We start from the raw sequence: 18922 nt of genomic DNA, 5'->3' as shown, positions 1-18922 counted from the left end.
AACTGACCCGGCAGTTGCCTGGCAACTGCCGCATGGGAGCCTGAAACATGAGTTACATCATAGACCGCCGAGAGAACGCCAAGAAAAAAAGCACGGTAAACCGTCAGCGTTTTCTGCGCCGCTACAAACAGCACATCAAACGTGCCGTTGAAGACGCCATCCATGATCGCTCCATCAAGGAGATCGATCAGGGCGGACAGGTCACCATTCCTCGACGTGACATCTCCGAGCCGGTCTTCCACCACGGTGAAGGTGGATTGCGGCACAAGATTTTCCCAGGCAACAAGGAGTTTGTCGAAGGCGACGAGTTCAAACGCCCCGAAAGCGGTGGTGGCGGTGGCGCCGGTCAGGGAAAAGCCAGCAATCAGGGTGAAGGCGAGGATGACTTTACCTTCACCATCAGCCAGGAAGAGTTCCTCGACTTCATGTTTGAGGATCTTGAGCTGCCCTGGATGGTGCGCAAACAGCTCAAGGATGCCACCTCGTTTGAAACCCGTCGTGCCGGCTTCACCAGCAGCGGATCACCGGAGAAGCTGCATATTGTGCGCTCGTTGCGGGCCGCTCATGCCCGTCGCATCGCGCTGACCGACAAGAACGTACGACAGCAGATTCGTGCCCTGCGCAAGGAGCTGTGGGCGCTTGAAGACACACCACCCTCCGTTGAAAAAACAGAGAAGATCACCGCCTTGCGTGAGCAGATCACTCAGCTTGAAAAAGGCTCTCGCAAACTGCCGTTTCTGGATGACTTTGACCTGCGCTACACCAACCTCGTGCGAGTGCCCTTGCCTTCCAGCAAGGCGGTCATGTTCTGCATCATGGATGTATCCGGCTCCATGACGCAAAGCGTCAAGGATATCGCCAAGCGTTTCTTCATCCTGCTCTATCTGTTCCTGAACCGGAACTACAAGCAGATCGATGTGGTCTTTGTGCGCCACCACACCCATGCCAAGGAGGTGGATGAACAGGAGTTTTTCTATTCTCGCGAGACCGGCGGCACCATAGTTTCCAGCGCCCTGGCTCTGACCGCCGATATTATCGATGCCCGGTATCCCCCGGCCGACTGGAACATCTATATCGCTCAGGCGTCGGACGGCGACAACTGGGATGGCGACTCGACCACCTGCAGCAAGCTGTTGGCCAGCCGCATTCTGCCCAAAACCCAGTATTACGCATACGTGGAGATCACCACCGGTCCACACCAGAATCTCTGGCATGAATATGAGCAGGTGCGTGAAGCTTTCAAGGAGCAGTTCGCCATGCAGCAGATCACCGATGCTGGCGATATCTATCCGGTCTTCCGCCGACTGTTCGAGAAGCGTACCGAGGGGGCTGCCCATGAGTCGTAAAAAACGCCAGCCAATCTCGACCGGCTCAGACTGGACCTTCGAGCTGATCGAGTCCTATGACCGGGAAATTGGCCGTGTCGCCCGTGAGTTCGGGCTTGATACCTATCCCAACCAGATCGAGGTCATCACCTCGGAACAGATGATGGACGCCTACTCCTCGGTCGGCATGCCGCTAAACTATAACCATTGGTCCTTCGGCAAGCAGTTTGTGGAGACCGAGCAGAACTATACCCGTGGCCGCATGGGGCTGGCCTATGAAATCGTTATCAACTCCAACCCCTGCATCGCGTATCTGATGGAAGAGAACACCATCACCATGCAGGCGCTGGTGATTGCACATGCCTGCTACGGCCACAATTCCTTCTTCAAGGGCAACTACCTGTTCCGAACCTGGACTGATGCCAGTGCCATCATCGACTACCTGCTGTTCGCCAAGAACTACATCCGCCGCTGCGAGGAGAAGCATGGCGTGGAAGAGGTTGAGCAGCTGCTGGACTCGTGCCACGCCCTGATCAACTATGGTGTCAACCGCTACAAGCGGCCTCGTCCGCTCACCGCCGCCGAAGAACGCGAGCGTCAGCAGGACAGGGAAGAATACATACAGCGTCATCTGAACGATCTGTGGAGCACCACCGTACCCCGCAAGGCGGACAGTGATGATCGCAAGCATCCACGCTTTCCTGCGGACCCGGAAGAGAACATTCTCTACTTCATCGAGAAGAACGCCCCCCTGCTTGAGCCCTGGCAGCGGGAGATCGTCCGCATCGTGCGCAAGGTTGCACAGTATTTTTATCCTCAGAAACAGACTCAGGTGATGAACGAAGGCTGGGCCTGCTTCTGGCACTATACGTTGCTGCATCAGCTGTATGACGAGGGGCTGGTCACCGACGGTTTCATGATGGAGTTTCTCCATTCCCATTCCAGCGTGGTCTATCAACCCCCGTTCGACAGCCCCTATTTCAGTGGCATCAACCCCTATACGTTGGGTTACAACATGATGCAGGATATTCGCCGCATCTGTGAAAATCCGACCGATGAGGACCGGGAGTGGTTCCCCGCTATTGCCGGCAGCGACTGGAAAGCAACACTTGACCACGCCATGCGCAACTTCAAGGATGAAAGCTTCATCCTGCAGTATCTATCACCCCGATTGATGCGGGAGCTGAAACTGTTTTCGATCATGGATGACAGCAATCGTCCTGTACTGAAAGTCGATGCCATCCATAACGAACGTGGCTATCGTCAACTGCGTGAATCACTGTCCGCCCAGTACAACCTCGGTAACCGTGAGCCCAACATTCAGGTCTGGAATGTGAATATCCGAGGCGATCGTGCACTGACTCTGCGCCACTACATGCACAACAGCCAACCATTGGGACAGTCCACCGACGAGGTTCTAAGGCATGTGCACCGCCTGTGGGGATTCGATGTAGAGCTTGAATCCGTACTGCCGGACGGTACCGTTGCCAAGCAGTATGCCTGCCCACCACGGGAGCAAAAGGTTGAGGCAATCTGACTGCGCTCGCTATACTGCTTCGACACGAATCAAATGAGTCGAGAGAAGGTTATGGATTGTCTGTTCTGCAAAATTCTGGAAGGTGAAATCCCGGCTGAGCGGGTGTACGAAGATGACCAGGTCATCGCCTTTCGCGACATCAACCCACAGGCACCCTTTCACTGCCTGATTATTCCGCGCAAGCATATCGCAACATTGAATGACATTGCCGACGACGACCGCGAGGTAGTGGGGCATATGATTCAGGCCGCCAGCAAAATTGCTCAGCAACAGGGCTTTGATCAGGATGGCTACCGCACCGTATTCAACTGCAACACCCACGGTGGCCAAACGGTCTACCACATTCATCTGCACCTCCTCGGTGGCAAGCCGATGGGCTGGCCTCCGTATCAAGACACTCTGAAAACCCCGGTTAACAACTGAGGCATGGTGGCCGGGCCACATGCTCGGCTGCCCTGGATCTTGCCTCGGATCAATTTTGCCGCGAGCCTGTCCGCTTTATGTTGCACTGCGTCATAATGGGTTCATTATAGGACTATACCCTAGTCATCAGCATTCTCAGGAAGGATACCCCCATGTCGATATCAGCTGACGCCCCCAACACCACGATTTCAACCGAGACACCGCCGATGCACAACCAGCTGGAGTTCTTTATTGAGCAGGCACGCAAGTCCGGCCCTATCCGCACCGCCGTGGTCCATCCGGTCGATCACAACAGCCTTTTGGGTGCCATCGAAGCGGCTGAACAGGGGTTAATCGAGCCTCTGCTGGTCGGCCCGGAACACAAGATTCGTGCCGCTGCCGAAATTGAAGGCATCGACCTGTCACCCTACAAAATCATCAGCACCGAACACAGCCACATGGCGGCCGAATGCGCCTGTACACTGATTCGCGAAGCCAAGGCCGTCGCGCTGATGAAAGGGAGCCTCGGCACCTCTGAACTGCTCAGTGCCGTGGTTCATAAAACCAAGGGCATCCGTACAGAGCGCCGTCTGAGTCATGTGTTCGTCTTCGACGTACCCAACTACCACAAACCACTGGTGATCACCGATGCCGCCATCAACGTGGTGCCTGATCTGTTGGTAAAACGGGATATCGTTCAGAACGCCATCGACTTCTGTCAGTCATTGGGCAATGAGGCGCCCAAGGTTGCGATTCTGGCCGCGGTTGAAAAGGTGAAGCCGACCATGCAGAGTACCATCGACGCTGCCGCCCTGTGCAAAATGGCAGATCGCGGACAAATCACTGGCGGCATCCTGGACGGCCCGCTGGCTTTCGATAATGCCATTTCACTGCAGGCCGCCATAGACAAACATATCAACTCACCGGTCTCTGGTGACGCCGATATCCTGCTGGCGCCAGACCTTGAGGCCGCCAACATGATCGCCAAGCAGCTGATCTATCTGGCCGATGCCAAGTCAGCCGGCCTGGCCGTAGGGGCCAAAGTACCCATTATTCTGACCAGCCGTGCCGAAGGTACTCTGGGCCGTCTGGCGTCCTGTGCACTGGCTTCCTACATGGTCAAGCATCCACGCAAGGGGGGCTGAAAGCATGGATACCATTCTGACCGTTAATGGTGGCTCCTCCAGTCTCAAATGTGGCCTATATGCCCTGCGTGCGAGCGAACTTCACTGCCTGTTTCACCTGAAAGTGGAAAACCTGCTGGGTGACACCACCCTGTTCAAGGTGCGTGATGAAGACAACCGGGTACTGGACTCGCATCAGCTGGAGTGCCAGTCAGTGGCACTGGATGAGCGTCATCAGTTCGCCTTGCGTGAAGTGCTGCAATGGGTTGAAGCGCACCTGCCGGAGTCACGTTTGATTGCGACCGGTCACCGAGTCGTACATGGTGGTGACCTGTTCAACACACCGATACGACTGGACGATGCTGTGCTGGAGCAATTGAGAAGCTTTATCCCGCTGGCCCCGCTGCATCAACCTTATAACCTGAAGCTGGTTGAAGCCTGCCGTGCACTGGCACCACAACTACCCGTTGTCGCCTGTTTCGACACCATGTTCCATGCGGCACAGCCCCGGCTGGAGCGGCTATATGCCTTGCCGCGCCACCTCATCGAGAAAGGCGTGCACCGCTATGGCTTCCATGGCTTGTCCTACGAGTATATCCAGCGCCAGCTCAGCCTTGGCGGAGCGGGCAATTTGAAAACAGTGGCCTGTCACCTGGGCGCAGGCGCCAGCATGTGTGCCATTCGAGATGGACGCTCCATCGCATCCAGCATGGGCTTCACCGCCGTCGAAGGCCTGCCCATGGGTAGTCGCACCGGCAATCTTGACCCTGGCGTGCTGCTCTATCTGATGCGGGAAGAGAACATGGATGTGGATGCACTGGAAAAGCTGATCTACAAGGAAAGCGGCTGGCTGGGCGTTTCCACCATCAGCTCGGACATGAAGGAGCTGCATCAGGCCAATGATCCTCGCGCCGAGGAAGCAATCGACATGTTTTGCTACCGTGTCGCGCTGGAGATGGGCCGCCTGGGTGCTGCACTGGAAGGGGTGGAACAGGTGGTGTTCTCGGGTGGTGTCGGCGAGAACGATGCGGATGTGCGAGCGCGCGTGCTGAAGCGCTGCCGCTGGCTTGGTATCGAGATTGACAATGAAGCGAATCAGCGCAACAGCGGTATCATCAGCACGCCGGACTCAAAGGTCACTGTGCGTGTAATGCCGACCAATGAGGAAGCGATGATCGCCACCCATGTGGACGAGTTGCTGCACTGAATCGCACAGCGGAGGCTAGGCCTCCGCTTTTACCGCCCCGCCCGCTGACGCACCACTTCAAACAGGCACACTCCGGTTGCCACGGACACATTGAGGCTACTGACCTCCCCTGCCATCGGAATGTTCACCAGCTGATCGCAATTTTCGCGGGTCAGGCGGCGCATGCCCTTGCCTTCCGCACCCATCACGATCGCCTGCGGTCCGGTCAGGTCAGCCTGATACAGGCTCTGGGTCGCTTCGCCGGCGGTTCCGGTGATCCAGATACCGTGTTGCTGTAACAATTGGAGAGTACGCGCCAGGTTGGTCACCTGAATGTAAGGCACCACTTCGGCAGCACCGCAGGCAACCTTGGCAACGGTGGCATTAAGCGGTGCCGACTTGTCCTTGGGGGCAATAACGGCTGTTACGCCTGCGGCATCCGCTGTACGCAGGCAGGCTCCCAGATTGTGTGGATCGGTTACGCCGTCCAGCACCAGCAGCAGAGGAGCTGTGTCGGATTGTTCCAGCAGCCGGTCCAGTGCCTTTTCACTCAAGGCACGCAGCGGTTCACATTCGGCGATAACCCCTTGATGACGACCTCCACCAGCACGCTGATCCAACCCTTCACGCGGCTGTGTGATCATCTTGATGCCGCGTGTACTGGCCAGATCCAGTACTGTCTGCAACCGGGCATCTTCGCGGCCATGCTGAATCAACAGGCAACGAACCCGATCGGAATTGCGCTGTAGAAGGGTGGTGACGGCGTGCAGGCCGAAGATATCCGTTGTGTTCATGCTGCCTCATATGGCTGTATCAGAAAACAGGCGGGTATTATGGGCCAATTGAAACCAAAAAGCCGCCCACTGGCGGCTTTTTAACAATCAGAACAGGCAATCAGCCTTCGAGACCCGCAAACACCTTGTTGCGGATATCATCAACGCTGCCGACACCTTCAACGTATACATAACGCGGCGCGTTCGCTTCACCGGATTCATTCCAGCTGCGGTAGTAATTGATCAGCGGAGCTGTCTGGTCATGATAGACCTTCAGGCGCTGACGTACGGTTTCTTCCTTGTCATCCTCACGCTGAACCAGTTCTTCACCGGTAACATCGTCGAACCCTTCCTGCTTCGGCGGGTTGAACACGATATGGTAGGTACGGCCCGAAGCCGGGTGCACACGTCGACCGCTCATACGCTTGATGATTTCAGCATCGGCCACATCGATCTCGACAACGGCATCAATATCCACACCGGCATCTTTCAGCGCATCAGCCTGCGGCAGGGTGCGGGGGAAGCCGTCAAACAGGAAACCATTGGCACAGTCTGCCTCTGTGATACGTTCCTTGACCAGCCCGATGATGATGTCATCGGATACCAGGCCGCCTGCGTCCATCACTTCCTTGGCCTGCTTGCCAAGCGGGGTACCCGCCTTGACCGCAGCACGCAGCATGTCCCCAGTGGAGATCTGCGGAATGCCGTACTTTTCGGTGATGAACTGGGCCTGGGTGCCTTTGCCGGCGCCCGGTGCTCCAAGCAGAATAATGCGCATCTATTTCGTCTCCTGAACGTTGTTGTAAACTGCAACTCGGGCCGCACGCCAAGGCCCTGTCGGGACGATACAGCGGCAGCCACTTTATAGTTATCCTGCAGGACAGGCTAAACGCCCCTGCCCTGCGCACACAATTCGACATTAGACCTAGCTGCTGTCCAACTGTTGACAAAAAAGCCGAGGTTACGACAAAGCCCGAGTCCTGTTCAAGCCCTCACGTCCTCTTCGTAGTGATCAGCCGGTGTTACGCATGCCCGCTGAAATGCCAGCCATGGTAACCATCAACGCCTGCTCCAGACGCTGATCCGGCTGGTTGCGATCACGGAACAACAGCTCCGCCTGCAGTACATGTAATGGGTCGATATAGGGGTTACGCACCTCTATCGACTGACGAATCACGCTGTTGCCTTCCAGCAACTGCTGCTCCTGTTTTATCTGCTTCACCTGCTCAACAGCCTGCTGCAGGCGAGACCTGAGACTGGAACCCAGCACCCCCAACTCCGGCGAGGCCAACCGCTTTTCGTAGTAGGCCGAAATGTTGACATCACTTTTGGCCAACACCATCTCCAGCATATCGATCCAGGACTGAAAAAACGGCCACTGTTCATACATTCCGTGCAACAGTGGCTCCTGGCCTTCATCCAGCGCCTGCTTCAACGCCGCGCCCGAACCCAGCCAAGCGGGCAGCATCAAGCGGATCTGGGTCCAGGCGAAAATCCAGGGTATGGCCCTGAGGCTTTCCACTCCACCATCGACCTTGCGCTTCGCAGGTCGTGACCCCAACGGCAGCTTGGCCAGCTCCTGCTCCGGCGTAACCGCGCGAAAATAGGGTACGAACTGGGGCTCTTCCCGCACCAGCGAACGGTAAATGGTCATACCGCAAGTGGCCATGCTGTTCATCAGCGTACGCCATTCAGGTTCAGGCTGCGGCCCCGGACTAAGGGTTGCCTCCAGCACCGCTCCGGTGTAAAGCGTCAAGTTGCGTACTGCAATTTCAGGGATGCCGAACTTGAAGCGAATCATTTCGCCCTGTTCCGTCACGCGCAGGCTGCCCGCGACCGAACCCGGTGGCTGCGCCAGAATTGCGGTATGGCTGGGGCCACCGCCACGGCCAACGGTACCACCGCGGCCATGGAACAGCGTGAGGCGAACCTGCTCACGCCGACACAACTCTGTCAGGGCCTCCTGTGCACGGTACTGCCCCCAGGCCGCTGCCAGCTGCCCGGCATCCTTCGACGAATCCGAGTAGCCAATCATCACTTCCTGATGGCCTTCGATATAATCACGGTACCAGTCGATCTGCAGCAGTGACTCGATACAGTCACGCGCGTTGTCCAGATCATCCAATGTCTCAAACAGCGGTACCACCCGCATGTTGCGCTCTACACCAACCTCCTGCAGCAGCAGGATAACGGCCAGCACATCCGATGGCTGGCCCGCCATGGAGATCACGTAGGAACCAAGACTGTAATCTGGATTGGCGGCGATCACCCGACAGGTACTGATCACCTCCTGCACACTGGCAGAGGGTGCCCAGCGGTGAGGAATCAGCGGGCGACGCGAATTCAGCTCCTGCAACAGAAAAGCCTGCTTTTGTGCCTCATCCCACTCCGAGTAGTGGCCCAACTGATAAAATTCGGTCAGGGCATCGAACACTTCGGTATGACGCTCGGCATTCTGGCGAATATCCAGACGCACCAGCGTCAGGCCAAAGCAGGCGATACGCCTAATCAGGTCTTCCAGCGCTCCTGCAGCGATGCAGCCCATGCCACTGTCATTGAGCGAGCGATGGCACAACAGCAAAGGCTCAAGCAGTTCGTCCAGCTCGCTGATCCACAGGTCCGGATTACTGGCACGGCCCTTGAGATAGTCTTCGATGCCCTGCCGGGTTTCATGCAGGCGGCTGCGCAAGCGCCCCAGAATCTCACGGTAGGGTTCGGGGTGGTTATCGGTTTCGTGTCGCAGCTCGGCATTGGCCTGATACATGGATAGCTCGCCACGCAACAGGTCCACGTCACGTGCATACAGGTCGGCAGCCATCCAACGCGCCAGCAGCAGCACCTCGGAGGTTACCTCGGCAGTCACATTGGGGTTACCATCACGGTCGCCCCCCATCCAGGATGAAAAGCAAACCGGTGAGCAAGTCAGCGGCAGTGAGGTATTCAGTGTTTCCTGCAGACGATCATCCAGCAAACGCAGAAAGCGCGGTACGGCACTCCAGAGCGAGTTTTCGATCACTGCAAAGCCCCATTTGGCCTCTTCTACCGGGGTGGGACGGTGCTGACGAATCTCATTGGTATGCCATATCTGACTGATCAACTGATCGAGGCGATGCTGTACCGATTCACCACGGTCCCTCTGTTTGAGGGTCTCGGCAATGGCATCGTACTTCTGGATCAGAGTACGTCGATTGACTTCGGTGGGGTGAGCCGTCAACACCAGATCGATGCACATCTCGTTCAGGCAGGCGAGGATTTCATCAGGACCGCGACCTTCGCCATGCAGGCGTTTAAGCAGGCTGTCAATCAGCTCTTCATCTTCGTCACCTTCGGTTTCATAGTGACGACGTACCCGATGATGCTCTTCGGCGATATTGGCCAGATTGAGGAACTGGGTGAACGCGCGGGCGATTGGCAACACTTCATCTTCACTCAGTTCACTGAGAGCCTCTCGCAGTGCGGCTTGTGTCGCATCCTCGGCATGTCGCGCCGACTTGGCCAGCTTGCGGATATACTCAACTTTGTCGAGGAAGTCGTGGCCCAGATGGGATTCCATTGTTCGGCCCAGGCTCTCACCCAGAATCCGGACATCATCGCGTAACGCTTCGTGCAGGTCGCTCATGCGCTCACCTCCATTGACATATCATGCCTCGATGCTAACCGATTCCGTCGATCAGCATAACCGCCATTGGTATGATTGCACAGCAACGAACGAAGGTATCAAAGCCCCTTCTGCTTGGCTTCCTCCCACCAGTGGTCAAGCTGATCCAGACTCAGCTGCTCCCACACCTGGCCACTGTCGGCTACGCGTGATTCCACATGACGGAAGCGACGTTCAAACTTGGCATTGGTGTGACGCACTGCCTGTTCGGGGTCAATTTCAAGGTGCCGTGCCAGATTAACCTGCGCAAACAGCAGGTCACCGATCTCTTCACGGGCATTGTCCAGATCACCTTTCGCCAGCGCTTCGCGCAATTCGGCAATTTCCTCTTCTATCTTGTCCAGTACGCCCTGAGTATCCGGCCAGTCAAAGCCAACCCGCGCCGCACGGCGCTGCAGTTTGGCGGCACGGCTGAGAGCAGGCAAGCCAACAGGAATATCATCCAGCACACCGGTGCGGGATTTGGCCTCTCGCTCCTGCTGTTTGATCGTTTCCCAGTTGCGGTTGACCTGTTCCACGGCGATGGCGTCAACACCGGCGGAGTTCAGACTGCCGTTCGGGAACACATGTGGGTGACGACGAATCAACTTGGTCACCAGCTGATCGATGATGCGATGCAGGTCAAACCAGCCCTGCTCGTCCGCGAGGCGAGCATAGAACACCACCTGAAACAGCAGATCACCCAGTTCGTCACGCAGGTGCTCCCAGTCTTCCCGCTCGATGCAGTCGGCCACTTCGTAAGCCTCTTCCAGCGTATGCGGCACAATGCTGGCGAAGGTCTGCTGCAGATCCCAGGGGCAGCCTGAATCGGGCTCCCTCAGGGCATCCATCAGTCGGATGAGGTCATCAAGACTGTAGCTCATCGCCCGGCCCCGCTGCGTTCACGGTGTACGTCCAGGACGTTGGGCACCTGATTGATCTTGTCCATCAGCCGGCCCAGTCGCTCAAGCCGTGGAATCTCAACAGTCAGTGTCAGACGCGCCATGTTGTTCTTGCGATCAGTCAGGGTGTTGGCCGCCAGAATATTGAGTTTCTCGTTACTCAGCACCAGCATCACATCGCGCAGAAGACCCGGGCGGTCAAACGCTTCAATGATCATATCCACCGGGTAAGTCTGCTCGTGTTCGTCACCCCAGTCGACACTGATCACCCGGTCCGGTTCGTTTTCACGCAATCCCATCAGGTTGAGACAGTCCTCATGGTGAATCGAGATCCCCCGCCCTTGGGTGATGTACCCCATGATCGGGTCACCGGGCACCGGTTTGCAGCAGGTCGCCAGGGTGGTCAGCAGGTTGCCAATCCCCTGTATGTTGATGCCGCTGCCACCGCTGCGGGGTTCCTTCGCCGACTGGCTGGTCGGCAGCGCTAGGTCCAGCTGGGATTCCTGCCGATCAGGCTCAACCTGACGCTGGGCCTCATGAATGATCTGCGACAGGCGCAGGTCGCCAGCGCCAAGAGCTGCGCAGAGGTCTTCCGAGGTTTTATAGTTGAGTGCTCGCGCAATATCGCTGAGGTCGATCGTGTGCGGATCCAGCGCCAGGCGGCGGAATTCACGCAGAATAATATCTCGCCCCGCTTCGGCATTCTGCTCCTTGGCCTGAAGCTTGAACCAGTGCGCTACCTTGGCACGTGCACGAGAGGTGGTCACAAAGCCGTAGTTGCTGTTGAGCCAGTCACGTCGTGGCGCTTCCTCGCGGGAGGTCATGATTTCGACCTGATCACCGGTTTTCAACGCCTTGTTGAGCGGAATAATGCGTCCGTTGACCTTCGCACCCCGGCAACGGTGCCCGACTTCGGTATGCACACGGTAGGCGAAGTCGACCGCCGTAGCGCCCTGCGGCAGGTCGATCACATGGCCATCGGGTGTAAAGACATAGACCCGATCCTGCACCACATCACCGCGCAACATATCACCCAGCGCTTCGGTATCACCCAAGTCGTCATGCCACTCTAGCACCTGCCTCAGCCAGGCGATTTTCTCTTCATAGCCATCGCCACGGGCCTGGGTATCCGTGCCCTTGTAAAGGTGGTGAGCACACACGCCCAGCTCCGCTTCTTCATGCATGGCGAAGGTACGGATCTGTACTTCCAACACCTTGCCTTCCGGACCGAACACGGCCGTATGCAGTGAGCGATAGCCGTTGGGCTTGGGTGATGCGATGTAGTCATCAAACTCGTGCGGAATGTTGCGCCAAAGGCCGTGCACAATCCCCAGCACGGTGTAGCAGTCACGAATTTCAGGCACTAGAATGCGGACGGCACGTACATCATAAACCTGACTGAAGTCGATATTCTTGCGCTGCATTTTGCGCCAGATACTGTAGATATGCTTGGCGCGTCCCATCACGTCACCGGCAATACCGGCATCGTCCAGCCGGCTGCGCAGCAGCTCCACCACCTGGTTGATGAACAGCTGGCGATCGAGACGCTTTTCATCAAGCAAACGTGCAATATGCTTGTAGTCGTTGGGTTTCAGGTAGCGGAAGGAAAGGTCTTCAAGCTCCCACTTGATATGACCAATGCCAAGCCGGTGTGCCAATGGCGCGTAGATGTCGAACACCTCGCGCGCCACCAGATAGCGCTTCTTGCGGTCACCGTCCTTAACGCCTCGAATGGCGCAGGTACGCTCGGCGATCTTGATCAGTGCAACACGCACATCATCAATCATCGCCACCAGCATCTTGCGGACATTATCGATCTGAGCAATCTTGGTGCCGAGAACACCATCATCCGAGCGCGGATTCTTGCGGCTGCCGATGGCAGCCATCTGCAATACCCCGTCGATCAGGCCCGCGATGGTTTCACCGAACTGCTCCTGCACTCGCCCCAGGCTGAGCTTGCGCTCACGCACTGCGCGGTAAAGGATCGCCGCAATCAGCGTTTCCTGATCTTGCTGCAGCTCCGCCAAAATCTGGGCCATTTCCAGCCCGGTACGAAAACTGCCAACCGTGTTGTGAGACCAGTCGTCATCCGACTCGGCAACCGCAGCCCTTGCTTGCTTGGCCAGCAGACACGCCTGACGGATCTGGTCGATATCGCTGACTTCCACCTGCTGCTGCAGACGCAGCAACCAGAGGTCCAGATCAACGGTACCATCTTCTCGTATCGGGTGTTCTTCTCGAACCTTCACCATGGCTGAACGCCACTCCTGTCTTGCCTCCGGCGACCATTACTGGAAGGCGGGCCAGTGCCGGCAACAGTGACTCACCCTCAGGATGGAGCCACATTCTAGTCCCTAAGACCGCTCAGCGCGAGCAAGTTCCCTGACCGATTTTCACCGTATGTGACTAATGGTTAACTCTAGCCAAACACACCGGTGGACAAGTAGCGGTCGCCCCGGTCACAAATGATGCACACAATGGTCGCGTTGCTAACTTCCTCGGCCAGCTGCAGGGCACCTGCAACAGAGCCACCGGAGGACACGCCACAGAAAATGCCCTCTCGACGCGCCAGTGCGCGCATAGTCTCTTCTGCCTGCTTCTGAGAGATATCGATCACTCGGTCTACGCGGCTGCGTTCAAAAATTTTGGGCAGGTAGGCTTCAGGCCAGCGCCTGATACCGGGAATCTGCGATCCCTCCTGCGGCTGCAGGCCAACAATCTGGATTTCTGGATTCTGCTCTTTCAGGTAGCGCGACACGCCCATGATGGTACCGGTCGTGCCCATGGAGCTCACAAAATGGGTGATGGTACCCTGAGTCTGTTGCCAGATTTCTGGGCCGGTGCTGCGATAATGAGCCTCGGGGTTGTCGGCGTTGGAAAACTGATCCAGCACCTTGCCTTCTCCTGCCGCCTGCATATCCAGGGCCAGATCACGGGCACGCTCCATACCCTCGGCCTGAGTTACCTCGATCAGCTCGGCACCATAGGCGCTCATCGCTGCCTTGCGTTCAGAACTCATATTGGCTGGCATGATCAGTTTGAGCTGATAGCCCTTGATCGCGGCGGCCATTGCCAGCGCAATACCGGTGTTACCGGAAGTCGCTTCAATCAGGCAGTCACCCGGCTGGATATCACCACGGGCTTCGGCCAGCTCGATCATGCTCAGTGCCGGGCGATCCTTGACCGAGCCTGCCGGGTTGTTGCCTTCCAGCTTACACAACAGGGTGTTGCCATTGGCCACCGGGATACGCTGCAGACGGACCAGCGGCGTGTGACCGACGTAATCGGCAATGGTTGGATAATCAATGGCCATGAATGCTCCTGAGCAGTGCTTCAATATAGATATAACAGCCAGATTATTTATTCCTGACTAATATTGTCGGAATAATATCAGGGCGCATGAACAACGGCAATCTCAGCCGGTTTCAGCTACCACAAAGGCCACCACCAAGGCCTGTTCATCACTGTAAGACAGATGCCAGCGGCTGATGCCCTGCTCACAGGCCAGCGTTTCGGCCGCTCCCGCCAGTTTCAGCAAAGGTCGGCCCAGCGCGTCATGCTGAACAGAAAAGTGTTGCCAGCTGATGCCGCGTCCTATTCCGGTTCCGAGTGCTTTTACGGCCGCTTCCTTGGCTGCAAAACGTTTCGCCAGGAATACTTCCGGGCGCACGCTCTTATTGAATGCGTCCAGCTCCTCGGGCGTGAGAATCCGAAGCGGCAGGCGTGGCGTTCTAACCAGCGCCTGCCGGATGCGATCAATCTCGACGATGTCGGTGCCGATCCCGTAGATCATGAGCGCAGGGCATCACGCCTTGATTGAACCCTTTGTTGTACCTCCATCATGCGCTGGCGCATCTCGGCCACGGCTGGCTTCAGCCCCACCATCAACGCTCGAGCGATGATGCCGTGTCCGATATTGAGTTCATTCAACTCTGGAATTTCAGCCACGGGCTCCACGTTGTGATAGTGCAGCCCGTGCCCTGCATTGATCACCAGCCCCTGCTGCCAGGCATGGCGGGCAGCGGTTTTCAAGCGTTCCAACTCTTCACTGCGCTCAACAATGGTTTGCGCATCGGCGTAGTTTCCGGTGTGCAGCTCAATGACCGGCGCACCACAACGTACGGCGGCATCAATCTGGGCCGGATCGGGGTCGATAAACAGAGAGACCTCACAGCCCGCATCGGCCAGACGCATGCACGCGGCGCGGATCTGGGACTCCTGCCCGATCACATCCAGCCCACCCTCGGTCGTCAGCTCTTCTCGTTTCTCAGGCACCAGACAGACATGGGCAGGACGTACCGCCTCGGCCAGCTGCATCATCTCTTCGGTCAAGGCCATTTCCAGGTTCATACGGGTTTGCAGGGTCTGCGCCAACAGGTGGATATCACGGTCCTGAATATGACGCCGATCTTCACGCAGGTGCACGGTAATGCCGTCAGCTCCGGCCTCCTCCGCCAGTGCAGCCGCCTGTACCGGATCAGGATAACGGGTACCACGCGCCTGACGCAGCGTGGCAATGTGATCAATATTGATGCCCAGCAGCAGGCGATCAGGCTCGGTCATCTTGTACTCCCTTGCGCTTGAGAAACAGCTCGCGACTGCGCAGAGGCCTGTCTCCCAATAGTGGTGAAAGTCGGTTCCGCATCAGGCGCTTGGCACTGCGCCGTACTGCAGGATCATCATAATGGTCTTCGGCAATGGCCTGCAGGTGTTCGGCCGGATAGGCATCCGCCCGATTACAGACGATCAGCCCCCGCTCCGGATCCAGGCGATAGCTCAGCCCCGGCTGAAGTGAACGAGTATCCAGCGCAAACCCCAGCTGCTCAAGCAGTTGGCGTTCAAAGGTGCGCAATGCGCCTTCAAGGTCTTGCCCCAGCCGTAACTCATTGAGTGCATAACGGAAGTAGACGAATAGCCGGGGGTGAGAGTCAAACGGGCGCAACAGACGCTGCAGCAGCTCATTCAGATACAGTCCGCACAGCAGCGCCTTACCCTGCAGCATCAGCAGGGATTCGACCGGCTCGGCCATACGCAGGGTTTTAAGATCGGTACGCCCCTGCCAGCCAACCTGCAGCGACTGGAACGGCTGTAGCGTGGAACGCAGGCGAGAGCCCGGTTTGCGGGCACCTCGTGCAACCACGCTGACCTTGCCATGCTCCAGCGTCAGCAGATCAACCAGCAGGCTGGTTTCACGATAGGGCCGGCTGTGCAGGACATAGGCGGCCGCCGCATCGACCCGCTGGCTCATCACTCATGCCTGTAACCGAGGCTCTGCAGTGCCCGTTCATTATCGGACCAGCCCCGCTTGACCTTGACCCAGAGGTTGAGCATGACTTTGGTATCAAACATTTTTTCCATATCGATACGGGCATCACGACCAATGGTCTTGATCACCGACCCGCTGTCACCGATTACGATCCGTTTCTGGCCTTCGCGCTCAACCAGAATCAGCGCACTGATATGCAGTACACGACCATCATGCTTAAACTCTTCAATCTCGACCGTGGTGCCATAGGGCACCTCTTCGCCCAGATTGCGCATCAGCTTCTCACGCACCAGTTCGGCAGCCACAAAGCGGGAGCTGCGGTCCGTAATCTGATCTTCCGGGAACAGATGCACGCCCTCAGGGATACGCGATTCGACTTCCTGTTCAAGGCGTTCGACATTGTGCCCCTTCTCAGCCGAGATCGGGATAATCACGTCAAAGTGGCGTTTGGCCGCAAGCTCTTCAAGCTGTGGCAGCAGGGCTTCCTTGTCTTTAAGCTGATCAACCTTGTTGACCGCCAGAATCACCGGGCAGTGCAGGTGCTCCAGCTTGTCGAGTACCAGTTGGTCCTCTTCGGTCCAGGCGGTACGATCAATCATGAACACAACCAGATCCACATGCCGTAGCGCCTCGGAGGCGGTACGGTTCATGAAGCGGTTGAGCGCCTTACCCTTGTCATCCTTGTGCAGCCCCGGTGTATCCACGTACACCACCTGCAGATCGTCCTCGGTCTTGATACCCAGAATCTGGTGCCGGGTCGTCTGTGGCTTACGCGAGGTAATGCTCAGTTTTTGCCCCAGAATGCGGTTCAGCAGGGTCGATTTGCCCACATTGGGACGGCCCACGATGGCCACATAACCACAACGCTGTGTTGACTCACTCATGCGCTAGCCTCCTGATCCAGTTGCGCCAGTGCGGCGCGGGCCGCTTCCTGTTCTGCCTGACGGCGACTGCTGCCATGCCCCTCGGTGGGCGCATCCAGCAATGATATTTCACAACGGATATGAAAGGTTTGATCGTGGGGTTCCCCTTCCACCGACACCAGCTCGTACAGAGGCAGTTGCGAGCGACGTGACTGCAGAAACTCCTGCAATCGGGTCTTGGCGTCCTTGAGGGTAATATTCAGATCCAGCTGCTCCAGGTGGGGACCAAACCAGTGCAGAATGAACGCTCTGGCAGCTTCCACACCCTGATCGAGATAGACGGCTCCGATAATGGCCTCGACACTGTCGGCCAAGATGGAGTCGCGCCGGAAACCACCACTTTTCAGTTCACCGGAACCCAGACGCAGGTAGTCACCGACCGCCATTTCACGGGCAATAAGGGCCAGCGTTTCACCCTTGACCACACGGGAGCGCAGACGACTCATCTGACCTTCACGGGCATCCGGGAAGCGCCTATAGAGATCATCGGCAATGACAAAGCTCAGAATCGCATCGCCGAGAAACTCCAGCCGTTCATTATTGCGTTTACCACAGCTTCGATGGGTCAGCGCCAGCTCAAACAGCTCGGGATCTTCACAGGGGTTGCCCAGTTTTCGGGCCAGTTCAGCAGCAGGTTTAATCAAGGTTTAACAGCTTCGTAGTGTTCTTCAAACTTAACCAGCGCATCGACGTTGTAGAACATCGGTACACGGACCTCATAGACCAAATCAAAATAGAGCACGCCTTCTTTCTGCGTGACTTGCAGTGAGTCCTTGTTCGGCAACGACACCTGATTGATCAGGAACTTCTTGTCAAAGTCACGACGGATTTCACGCACCGGCTTGGACAGCTCATCCGGATCCTCGCTGACCTTGGCCACAATGGAATTGATGGTGGCATGCTCCCAGTAAGGACCAAACAACTTGAACCCTACGGCAAAGAAGATGCCAGCCACAATTAACCCAATCAAAGTCGAGGTAAATGAGGCTCCGCGCTGAAAGTGTGTAGCTCCGTTGTTCATCTTTCCATCCTCTAGTTAATGCGACGAACATCACTGAAATCGGGCAGACTGAAAAAGCTGTCCCAATGCATCCATACAGCGGTTGCTTTTCCGACCAGCAGTTCTTCAGGCACAAAGCCCCAGTAGCGACTGTCCCTGCTGTTATCACGGTTATCACCCAGAACAAAGTAATGCCCTTCCGGCACCACCCACTGACCGTTCATGATCGGTCGATAGATATCCTGGTGAATTCGGTGCGGCTTACCCACCAGCGTCTCGCTCAGCAGCAACTGCTCAGGATTGCCCGGCGGCAGGCGTGCGATCAAACTTTGTGGCTGTGCTTCACCGTTGATAAACAACGTCTTGCCCTGATAGGTGATCACATCGCCCGGCACACCGACTACCCGTTTAATGTAGTTGATACTGGTATCTTCCGGGTAGCGGAACACGATCACATCACCATGCTGTGGATCATTATTGCTCACGAATTTCGTATTGAGCACTGGCAAACGCAGCCCGTAATGAAACTTGTTTACCAAAATGAAGTCGCCGATCTTGAGCGTCGGCAACATGGAGCCGGAAGGAATCTGAAACGGCTCGAACAGGAAAGAGCGCAGCAGCAGCACCACCAGCAGCACCGGAAACATGGAACGAGAGGTGTCAGCCCAGCCAGGCTGACGCATCAGGCTAACCTGTTGCGCCTCCGGCAATGGCGCGCCGGCACTCTGCTCAGCCTGCGCCAGTGCCGCCTGGCGCCGGGGCGCAAACATCAGTGTGTCGACCAGCCAGAGGATACCGGTCAACAATGTGACCAGTACCAGTATCAGTGAAAAGTCCAGATTCATGT

At 56.9% G+C, this 18922-nt stretch carries 18 protein-coding genes; 5 read left to right on the top strand and 13 right to left on the bottom strand.

The window, feature by feature from the left end:
* The first annotated feature begins 47 nt into the window (after positions 1–47).
* The 5 genes from BLV48_RS07315 to BLV48_RS07295 all read left to right on the top strand — a co-directional run bounded on the left by BLV48_RS07315 (position 48) and on the right by BLV48_RS07295 (position 5595).
* Positions 48–1346: a YeaH/YhbH family protein gene (locus BLV48_RS07315; RefSeq protein WP_091825299.1), complete on the top strand. Its 1299-nt coding sequence runs from the start codon at positions 48–50 to the stop codon at positions 1344–1346.
* Entirely contained in the window at positions 1336–2862 is a 1527-nt protein-coding gene (locus BLV48_RS07310) for a SpoVR family protein (protein WP_091825296.1), read from the top strand. The genes BLV48_RS07315 and BLV48_RS07310 overlap by 11 nt, the downstream gene beginning before the upstream one ends.
* 51 nt (positions 2863–2913) lie before the next feature.
* The gene (locus BLV48_RS07305; protein ID WP_175527614.1) at positions 2914–3285 is read left to right on the top strand and encodes a histidine triad nucleotide-binding protein; all 372 of its coding nucleotides are present in this window, start codon (positions 2914–2916) and stop codon (positions 3283–3285) included.
* 152 nt (positions 3286–3437) lie between these two features.
* The gene (locus tag BLV48_RS07300) at positions 3438–4409 is read left to right on the top strand and encodes a bifunctional enoyl-CoA hydratase/phosphate acetyltransferase (RefSeq protein ID WP_254774988.1); all 972 of its coding nucleotides are present in this window, start codon (positions 3438–3440) and stop codon (positions 4407–4409) included.
* Positions 4410–4413: 4 nt separating this feature from the next.
* Positions 4414–5595: an acetate/propionate family kinase gene (locus BLV48_RS07295; RefSeq protein WP_091825290.1), complete on the top strand. Its 1182-nt coding sequence runs from the start codon at positions 4414–4416 to the stop codon at positions 5593–5595.
* A 29-nt stretch (positions 5596–5624) separates the two neighbouring features.
* Here the strand turns inward: BLV48_RS07295 and rlmB are convergent, their stop codons facing one another.
* The 13 genes from rlmB to lepB all read right to left on the bottom strand — a co-directional run bounded on the left by rlmB (position 5625) and on the right by lepB (position 18920).
* Positions 5625–6368, bottom strand: a complete 744-nt coding sequence (gene rlmB / locus BLV48_RS07290) for a 23S rRNA (guanosine(2251)-2'-O)-methyltransferase RlmB (RefSeq protein WP_091825288.1) — start codon at positions 6366–6368, stop codon at positions 5625–5627.
* A 100-nt stretch (positions 6369–6468) separates the two neighbouring features.
* Positions 6469–7125 carry an adenylate kinase gene (gene adk / locus BLV48_RS07285; protein WP_091825285.1) on the bottom strand — a complete coding sequence of 219 codons (657 nt, stop codon included), beginning with the start codon at positions 7123–7125 and terminating at the stop codon, positions 6469–6471.
* 234 nt (positions 7126–7359) lie between these two features.
* Positions 7360–9966, bottom strand: a complete 2607-nt coding sequence (gene ppc / locus BLV48_RS07280; RefSeq protein ID WP_091825282.1) for a phosphoenolpyruvate carboxylase — start codon at positions 9964–9966, stop codon at positions 7360–7362.
* A 98-nt stretch (positions 9967–10064) separates the two neighbouring features.
* Complete coding sequence (mazG, locus tag BLV48_RS07275) at positions 10065–10868, bottom strand: nucleoside triphosphate pyrophosphohydrolase (RefSeq protein WP_091825280.1); 804 nt, start codon at positions 10866–10868, stop codon at positions 10065–10067.
* The gene (gene relA / locus BLV48_RS07270) at positions 10865–13138 is read right to left on the bottom strand and encodes a GTP diphosphokinase (protein ID WP_091825277.1); all 2274 of its coding nucleotides are present in this window, start codon (positions 13136–13138) and stop codon (positions 10865–10867) included. Before relA ends, mazG begins: the two co-directional genes overlap by 4 nt.
* 167 nt (positions 13139–13305) lie before the next feature.
* Positions 13306–14199 (bottom strand): cysteine synthase CysM, encoded by an 894-nt coding sequence (gene cysM, locus BLV48_RS07265; protein ID WP_091825275.1) that lies wholly within the window; start codon positions 14197–14199, stop codon positions 13306–13308.
* A 102-nt stretch (positions 14200–14301) separates the two neighbouring features.
* A complete protein-coding gene (locus BLV48_RS07260; RefSeq protein ID WP_091825271.1) occupies positions 14302–14679 on the bottom strand; it encodes a holo-ACP synthase in 378 nt (125 codons plus the stop codon).
* Positions 14676–15449: a pyridoxine 5'-phosphate synthase gene (gene pdxJ / locus BLV48_RS07255; protein ID WP_091825268.1), complete on the bottom strand. Its 774-nt coding sequence runs from the start codon at positions 15447–15449 to the stop codon at positions 14676–14678. The genes BLV48_RS07260 and pdxJ overlap by 4 nt, the downstream gene beginning before the upstream one ends.
* Positions 15436–16134: a DNA repair protein RecO gene (gene recO / locus BLV48_RS07250; RefSeq protein ID WP_091825265.1), complete on the bottom strand. Its 699-nt coding sequence runs from the start codon at positions 16132–16134 to the stop codon at positions 15436–15438. Before recO ends, pdxJ begins: the two co-directional genes overlap by 14 nt.
* On the bottom strand, positions 16134–17036 hold the full coding sequence (gene era, locus BLV48_RS07245; RefSeq protein WP_091825263.1) for a GTPase Era: 903 nt from the start codon (positions 17034–17036) through the stop codon (positions 16134–16136). The genes recO and era overlap by 1 nt, the downstream gene beginning before the upstream one ends.
* Positions 17033–17719, bottom strand: coding sequence for a ribonuclease III (rnc, locus tag BLV48_RS07240; RefSeq protein ID WP_091825260.1), 687 nt, complete (start codon positions 17717–17719; stop codon positions 17033–17035). Before rnc ends, era begins: the two co-directional genes overlap by 4 nt.
* Positions 17716–18096 carry a DUF4845 domain-containing protein gene (locus BLV48_RS07235; RefSeq protein ID WP_091825257.1) on the bottom strand — a complete coding sequence of 127 codons (381 nt, stop codon included), beginning with the start codon at positions 18094–18096 and terminating at the stop codon, positions 17716–17718. Before BLV48_RS07235 ends, rnc begins: the two co-directional genes overlap by 4 nt.
* Before the next feature lie 11 nt (positions 18097–18107).
* Positions 18108–18920, bottom strand: coding sequence for a signal peptidase I (gene lepB / locus BLV48_RS07230; protein WP_091825255.1), 813 nt, complete (start codon positions 18918–18920; stop codon positions 18108–18110).
* Positions 18921–18922: the final 2 nt, after the last annotated feature.

The organism is Marinobacterium iners DSM 11526, from assembly GCF_900107855.1.
Classification (GTDB): domain Bacteria; phylum Pseudomonadota; class Gammaproteobacteria; order Pseudomonadales; family Balneatricaceae; genus Marinobacterium; species Marinobacterium iners.
This window is presented reverse-complemented; position numbering and strand designations above follow the sequence as displayed.